The organism is Nostoc sp. CALU 546 (assembly GCF_048836525.1).
In genome coordinates this window covers 23,771-32,198 of sequence record NZ_JAWJTF010000112.1, presented here as the reverse complement: position 1 = coordinate 32,198, position 8,428 = coordinate 23,771, and the positions used below count along the sequence as shown (strand labels likewise).

Sequence of the window (8,428 nt, the reverse complement as noted above, 5' to 3'; positions counted from 1 at the left end):
TGGGAATGCATTCATTGAGTCTCTGACTCAATATCTGACTAGAGGCAGAGCCTCTAATCAGGCATTCCTATGCAGAGCATAGGAACGAGATAAACCAGCGAACAATGAGAAATTGATCTTTTTTTGACTTGTGTGTACACCGTAGGTAAATAGGGCGGGCAAGATGCGTAGGTGTCAACTTAAGCTGGAAATAGCTTATCTGTTGGCTTCCATGCCCGCCCGGAAATAAATTTTCGGGCTAATAGCTTAAATCTACTGAAGTAGATTGGAGATTTTTGGCAATATTTAGTCATCTTCAGATGACTTTAGCTATGAGACGGGAATTTCAATTCCCTGCGGACGAGCGGTTTCACGTTAAGTTGACACCAATGGGCAAGATGCCCACCCTACAAAATTAAATAATTTATTTCTTGGAGTTCCCTAAAAGAATTAATTCGGCTTACCCGTAATCGTGAATGCTGCCCAGTAATAAGGATGATTATAAAGATTTTTATCTGAGGCCATTTTACTATTTCTATATAGTTGTGTAGCTAAATAAGTTTGAATTCTTACTTCTTCAGGATGCAGATTATTCAAAACATCTTCATACCATTTTGTCAGTTCACCAGCAGTTAATTCTTTCAGCCATCGTGTTGCTTCAGCTAAGGCTGTAACGGCTGATTTATTCGGCTGTAATCGTCGGTAAAACTCAATCATCACCAAAGCACTAGCCGAAGATTCTACACTCCAGAGAGTACTCACTACATGAGGAACGCCCTGACTCACAAAACCAGTAACTAAACTCACATATTCGGTGCTGATAGTGTGATTGGTAGTAATTAAATTTTCACAGGCAGAGAGAGTAATAAGATTGTAACTTGCGAGATTTTGTTGGCAGATTTCATCTAGAGTAAGTCTGTCTTCACCTGTTAATGCTAATTCTGACTTTTTAGGTTCAGCCAAATTATTAGTGACACGACCTGTAAAATGGAAGATGTTGTAATTATCAAACAAGGCATTCTCGACAATATTTTTTGTAGCTTCCGAACCCTGAATTCGTTGGATATTATTGAACATCTGGCTAACAATTTCGGACTCAAGTTTGGCAAATTTAAGTGTGGGATAACCTGTACTCTCAGGATGTTCAATACTGAGTAATAACTTATTTTGCCACTGCCAAATATCTTCAGTTCTGATTGATAAACCTACTTGGGCACTAGGTAGATAGGTGACGGTGAAATTTGATTCTACATTCGGTAACTCTTCCAGTGATGGAGAAGAGAGATGGAAAAGAGTATGAATGGGCAATCTGTACAAGTCACGGTGAGGAATTAAAACCAGTTGGGTGATGCCTTCGAGTTCCTGTGCAATTGTGGAAATATTCAGGATTTCATACAGTTGCAACAGCTTTTCTTCCATATCAACTCGCCAAGAATGCTGGCTTTTACTTTCTTTGTCTTGGGCCGTGTTGCGATATTCTTGGTATTGTTGATGCCAATCTTCTAGCCAAGTTTCAAATTGAATTAGGCGTTGCACTGCTTCAGGTAGGGGCAATTCATTGAGACGGATAGCGTCTTCTCCTAAAGGTATTACCCCAGTATCTTGCATGGGTGTAAAGAGTAGGATTGGTGATGGTGCTTGGTCTTTGAGAATAAAAGTCTGTAGAGCGACTGGACTAATATGCCAGTAAATAATTGCTGTTGTAGGATTGAATAGTTGTTGAATTGCCCCATAATAAGGCGAGTAAATATTATCATCCCAGCCGTAAAGTAGCCAGTTTAAACAAGCGTTTTTACCTTGTTCGGCAATTTCCCAGGCTTCAACTAAATCACCAGACTCTACCGCTAAATCAACTGCCAATTGATTAAAGCCTGCAAATTTTAAAGCTAGCTGTTTTTTACTTTCGTCTGAGCGAGTTTCTTCACTCAGTAATTGTTGCAATAAATCTGTACCGCGTTGTAGCAATTCTTGAACTTGTGTTGTTTGTCCCAAACCCATCAGCACTTTGCTTAGAGATTGCAAAACCTCTAGGTGCAACTGGGGAAAATATTCTAATGTCAGGGTTAACAGCGCTTGATGGTACTCAGATGCGGCTTTGCGCCAATAATCGCGGGTATTGCTATGTTTTTTGCCTTGCTCATAGTAAGTATTAGCGATCGCAAAATGCAATCTACCCCAACCTTCTGGATGGGTATCTGTTCGCAGATGCTTTAACCCTTCCTCGTAGCTGGCTAATTTTCCTTCGTAGCCACTCTGTTGTAAGGCGGGGTTTGTCGCTGTGATACTACTCGAAAAATTCAGCAAGGCGTCAGAGTTCACTAAATTACCGATCGCAGTTCCCCGACCAATCCAAGCTTCCCAATAATCTTGTTTAATTTGCAAAGCGCTGTCATAACAAACGATCGCTTCGGCAAATTGTTCTAAGTAAAACAGTGCTAACGCCTGATTATACCAAGCTAAGTGGAAGTCGGGTTTAATAGCGATCGCTTGTCGATAGGAGGCGATCGCTTCTTGTCTCCGTCCCAAGTTGTCTAATGCTATACCTCGGTTGTACCAAGCTAAGTAAAAGTCGGCTTGAATGGAAAGTGCTTTATCCCAGGAAGCGATCGCTTCTGACCATCTTCCTAAATTAAACAGCACTACACCCCGGTCTATCCAGACTTCGTGGTACTCTGGGTAAATTTCTATAGCTCTGTCGTAAGATATAATCGCCTCGGTAAATTGTTCGCCTACAGCTAGGGCTATACCTCGGTGATACCAGTTTTCCTGGTCTTCTGGTTCTAAATGCAGCGCTTGGTCATAACTGGCAATAGCTTCTGGTAGCCAACCTAACTTTAGCAGTGCCAAACCCTTGCTAGACCATGCTTCTTGATAGTCTGGTTTAATTTCTATAGCTTTATCAAAAGAAGCGATCGCTTCTTCAAAGTATCCTAATTCTCCGAGAGTTCCACCCCGGTTATACCAAGCTTTGTAGAAGTCGGGTTTCAGTTGTGTGGCTGTTTCGTAAGAGGCGATCGCTTCATCAAAACGTTCTAAATGGAATAGCGTCAAGCCTCGGTTAAACCAATATTCTGAGAATTCAGGTTGTAGTTCAATAGCTTGATCATAAGATGCGATCGCACCTAACAAATCACCTGTTTTCGCTTGCTGAAGACCTTGGTAAAACCACCCTTGAGCGTGGGTAATCGGATTATCGCTATGTCGTTCAATAATACCTGGGGAATTACTGCTTTGAACTGCCAAATCAGAAGCAAGTTGCTGGACTAAATTGGTACTTTGATCCAATCTCACCCACAACTCATCTAGGGTATAAGCCACATTTGGCTCTAAATTCGTCAAAGTGCTATCCCAGCTTTCCTCTGAGGAAGACGTTGTTAATTCAGTTCTTTGTCTAGTAAAAAGGAGATTTGCTGGTGTTTGAGTTGGATTAACTTTCTCTTCATTGCCAAATCTTAGTTCAGCTAATGAAGTGATTGAATCTTCCGCTGCGGGGAGAGGGAGATTTTCAGGTATTGCCGTTTGAGCATCTTCACCTTCATACTCCAATACCAGTTCCTCTAGGTTTTCGGTCAATATTTCTTCAAAATAGGCATTTTGGGGGGCTGAAGTTATCGGTTCAACATCTTGCACCTCATATTCCCACAATTGCTCACCTAAGCTACGGATTAGCTCTTGCCCAGGAGAAATTGGCAGAATTTCTTCATCGGTTGTAGTTTCTACGATATCTGGCTCATCATACTCCCATAACTGCTCGCCCAAATCGCGCAGCAGTTCTTGTCCAGGAGTGACTTCTACGACATCTGGCTCATCATGCTCCCATAACTGTTCGCCCAAATCGCGCAACAGTTCTTGCCCAGGAGTGACTTCTACCTCATCTTGCGGCTGATTGTCCTGATACTCTATCTCTGTAGGTAAGTTTTGCATTAGCCGGATGCCAATGTTATATGCAACATCTCCAATTCTGCCAACATCAAGTTCACCCAATTCCACCATCTGCGTTGCTAACAGAGGATTGGGTGCGGGTGAGGCTAGCAAGCTTTCGCCAAACATCACCAACCAATCGATCCAGCGTTCAGCCGGAATCCGATTTTCGAGTCGTTGCAGATACCTCAATGCCCACTGTCGTCCTCGTGCTTGATGCACGCCTTCTAACAATTGAATAAACAATTGTTCCAGATCCGCATTGGTTAGTTCTGGTAGTACCTCCACCAGATTGTTTCCTCTCACACCCTTGAGAGAACTAGTCTGCTTACTTGCAATGAGGCGCTTGAATAACCTTTTAAGCGACTGCGATATCCGCCTGAGCATCTGCCACACTCTTGGATTTTGTTTTTCTAGATTGTAGCCATCGTTGTGTTAAAAAACTCATGAATTACGTAAAAATCCATTAGATTCTGACAGCGCTTCCGTAGAAGGTTAGCAAAAAATATACAAAACTTCAAGAGTATAGCATTACAACGTTACAATTCCCAGATTTAACTCTTGAGTTTTGACTTTGGGAAGTCGTTAAAACAATTCGCAATTCGCAATTACATTTTGCGTTAGCGAGTCTGCCAGCGTCCGGGGATTTAGACCCCGACCCAAAACGGGCTGCCTGTCTTGCTGGGGACTTAAACCCCCAAAGTTCGTTAATTTTCTGTTTGCTCTGTAGTCGATTCACCAGCAGGATATAGTTGACTAATCAATGCCTGGACAAGCACTTGTGGGTCATCTGTTTCAACAGCAAGCTGTTGAGCAATCTGCTGGCGTAAGTTTTCATCTTCCTGTAACATCACAAACAACTCTTCTAGGGTGACAGTTTGGTATTCTCCCTCCGGGGGGTTATCTGCTGGTGTATCTGTTAACTCTGATACTGGGGCAGTTGTCTCAGAGGGCAAAGTCGTACTGAGAGCATCTGGCCCTTCATATTCCCAGATTGGTTCGCCTTGATTGCGTGTCAACAACTGCATCCCGATACTATAGGCAACATCTCCGATTTCTCCGATGCCCAACTCACCCAGTTGCACTAACCGCGCAGCCATTTCATTATTGGGTGTAGGTGATGCGAGCAATTTGTCGCCAAAGCGCCCTAACCATTCAACCCAGCGTTCAGTTGGGATACGATGTTCAATATTGTGCAGCCACTTCTGTGCCCATGCTTCCCCTCGTGCTTGATGGACTCCTTGCAACAGTTCGTTGAAGAGAAATTCCAGATCCGTATCGTTTAAGGGTGGTGCTGGTTCTTTTGCCACATTCCCCTTAGATTTTGAGGTAGTCTGTTTTCCACCAAACAAGCTCTGAAAAAGCTTTTTGAGCCATTGAAATAGCCGCTTGAGCATCTGCTAGCACCATCGAATATTGCTTATCCTAAAATTGTAGCGATCGCACTGGACTATGGCGTTAGTTCTTTGTCATTTGTCATTTGTCATTTGTCATTTGTTATTGGTCATTTGTCATTTGTCATTAGTTCTTTTTTCCCTACTTCCCACTCTTTTACTAGAACAAATGTACTAAATGGTATGCTATAATTCCCATACATTGATGTTGAAGTCATAGTAGAGGATAAGCTCTAGTTGCTTGCTTTCCTGAGTGCCAAAATTTACGGCATGAGTTGAGTGCAAGGGCTATGGCAACATCGATAAACAAAGCAGGTACGAGAGTTTAAAATAGTTGAATCCTAAACTCGACTCGGTGCTACTAATTCACGTTGAAAGGCATTGAAGTCTATTTTTCCATGTCTTACGAACCCCTGCACCACAAATATCGCCCCAAAAGTTTTGCTGAACTGGTGGGCCAAGAGGCGATCGCCACCACCCTCACGAACGCGATCGGCACATCCAAAATTGCCCCCGCCTATTTATTCACTGGGCCTAGAGGTACGGGGAAAACTTCTAGTGCCCGAATTTTGGCTAAATCCCTCAATTGTCTCAAAAGTGACAAGCCCACCGCAGAACCCTGCGGTGTATGTGATGTTTGTCAGGGGATCACCAAGGGCTACGCCTTAGATGTAATTGAAATCGACGCCGCCAGTAATACTGGTGTCGATAATATTCGCGAATTGATTGAAAAAGCCCAGTTTGCCCCTGTGCAGTGTCGCTACAAGGTTTATGTTATTGATGAATGCTTAACTGGGGATTCTCTGGTATTGACTGATGACGGACTTAACAGAATCGATGATCCCAAAATCAAAGGCAAGAAAGTACTGAGTTACAACGACTCATTAGGTAAATGGGAATTCAAGAAAGTTGTCAGGTGGTTAGATCAAGGAGAACGTCAAACTTTCGTTATCAAGACAACTAACCGAGAAATTAGATGTACGGGTAATCATTTAATTAGGACAAACCAGGGATGGCTACCAGCAAAGGACGTAAGAGAAGGAGTGAAGATACTATCCCCTGTGAATGTGGATGACTTTTCACGGGATCTGGAAAACCTCTCTCCAAACCTCTCCACTACAAGGGGAGAGGCTTTGAATTCTCCCCATTCCCTAGTAGGGAAGGGGGTTGGGGGGTTAGGTTTCGCCTTAGCTTTTCCATATAAAGTTAAAAGTCAGGTGAATGTAGATGTGGCATCTTCATGGATTACAAGTTTGGAGACAGTCGTATCTGTTCACCTCGCTGGGACTGAGCGAGTCTATGATATTGAAGTAGCAGATAATCATAACTTTGTAGCAAATGGGCTTTTGGTACACAATTGCCACATGCTAAGTACCCAGGCATTCAACGCGCTACTAAAGACGTTAGAAGAACCACCGAGACATGTGGTTTTTGTGTTGGCAACAACAGACCCGCAACGGGTGTTACCAACGATTATTTCGCGCTGTCAAAGGTTTGATTTTAGACGCATTCAGTTAGAAGCGATGGTGAAGCATTTAAGTGCGATCGCTTTTAAAGAAAACATTCAGATTTCACCCGATGCTGTCACCCTGGTAGGCCAACTTGCTCAGGGAGGGTTGCGAGATGCCGAAAGTTTGCTCGACCAATTGGGTTTATTAGCGAGTGAAGTGACACCGGATAGAGTTTGGGATTTGGTGGGGACGGTGAGCGAACAGGATTTGCTAAAGCTGTTAAATGCGATCGCTCAAGATAAGCCCGAAGCAGTTCTAGACTGTACTCACTACATTCTCGATCGTGGTCGAGAACCGCTAACTATTCTGCAAAATCTCGCCGCCTTCTACCGCGATTTACTTATTGCCAAAACCGCACCCAATCGCCACGATTTGGTTGCTTGTACTCAGCAAACCTGGAAAGCGCTGGTTGAATTTGCTCAATACTTTGATATGGGCGTGATTTTGGCGGGACAAAAACACTTGCGAGAAGCTGAAGTACAAATTAAAAACAGTACCCAGCCGCGTTTGTGGTTAGAAGTAACATTACTAGGCTTGTTGCCCAGTGCGACAAATGTTCAACTACAAGCCCCAAGTGTCGCGCCGCGAGTTAATACACCTGTTGTATCTCCAAGCTATCCTCCAGCAGTTGCCCAAAATCAGGCAGTCTCTTCTGTACCTCTACCTGAACCGCAAACAAATCATAATTCTACAAACCATCATCTTGCGGCTGTCCAAAATCAGCCCATCACTTCATCTCCCGTAGTTGAACAGCAAACAAATCCCAATTCTGCTGGTAACTCAATTTCACCACCAACCCCAGAACCTATATCTGTTCCTGTGCCACCTGCGAACGTTGAACCAGTAACTTCAGAAGTTGTTGGGGAAGCAGAATATGACTTAACTCAGATTTGGCAACAAGTGCTTGCCAACCTCCAGCCAAAATCAAGGCAAGAAATGCTGCGTCAAATGAGCCAACTCATAGAGTTTGACGGTGTTGTGGCTCGAATTGCGATTAAACAGGCATGGTATGACAAAGGAAACAAGGGAAAATCTTATCTACCGATGATTACGGCAGCTTTCCAGCAGACTTTCCAGCGTGAAATCCAGATAAATATAGAAAAAGGAATTTCTTCAAACTCTACCTCAACCAGAAAAAATCCTCCGCCAAAAGATTCTACTCGTGTTCAGCAACCACCTACTCCCAGTTACAACCAGCAAATTTCGTCTCCAGCACCAGCACCACAGGCAAGCAATCCATCACCAGCAACGACACCAGCACCACTAAAAACTGAGCTGACGGTAAGAAATGGAAATGGGACAAATGGAAATGGGGCAAATAGAAATGGGATACAAGCTTTGCCTCCACCGCCAAAACAAACACCCGCACCTGATTGGGAACCTGACGAAGTAGCAATCGCAGCTCAACGTTTGGCAGTATTTTTCAACGGAGAAATTATCCGCTTTGCAGATGATTTCCCAGAATTCTCTGATTCCATAACTACACCTGAATGGGTAGAAGAAGCAGACGTGGATGATGAATAAAGAACTTTCAGTTGAAAAAAGACCTCATTTTAGGGGCGCAAGGACTTGCGCCCCTAAAATGTAGAAATAATTTTGGATAATTTATTTTTTGTCAGTCCC

General features: G+C 43.4%; 3 protein-coding genes. 1 reads left to right on the top strand and 2 read right to left on the bottom strand.

Annotation, left to right across the window (positions count from 1 at the left end; genetic code table 11):
- Window positions 1-429: 429 nt before the first annotated feature.
- Window positions 430-4,287, bottom strand: a complete 3,858-nt coding sequence (locus tag RRG12_RS35470) for a CHAT domain-containing protein (RefSeq protein ID WP_420762449.1) — start codon at window positions 4,285-4,287, stop codon at window positions 430-432.
- A gap of 320 nt (window positions 4,288-4,607) precedes the next feature.
- Window positions 4,608-5,297, bottom strand: coding sequence for a hypothetical protein (locus RRG12_RS35465; protein WP_420762448.1), 690 nt, complete (start codon window positions 5,295-5,297; stop codon window positions 4,608-4,610).
- Between the two features lie 395 nt (window positions 5,298-5,692).
- Here RRG12_RS35465 and dnaX point away from each other — a divergent pair, with 395 nt between their 5' ends.
- On the top strand, window positions 5,693-8,329 hold the full coding sequence (gene dnaX, locus RRG12_RS35460) for a DNA polymerase III subunit gamma/tau (RefSeq protein ID WP_420762447.1): 2,637 nt from the start codon (window positions 5,693-5,695) through the stop codon (window positions 8,327-8,329).
- The last annotated feature ends 99 nt before the right edge of the window (window positions 8,330-8,428 follow it).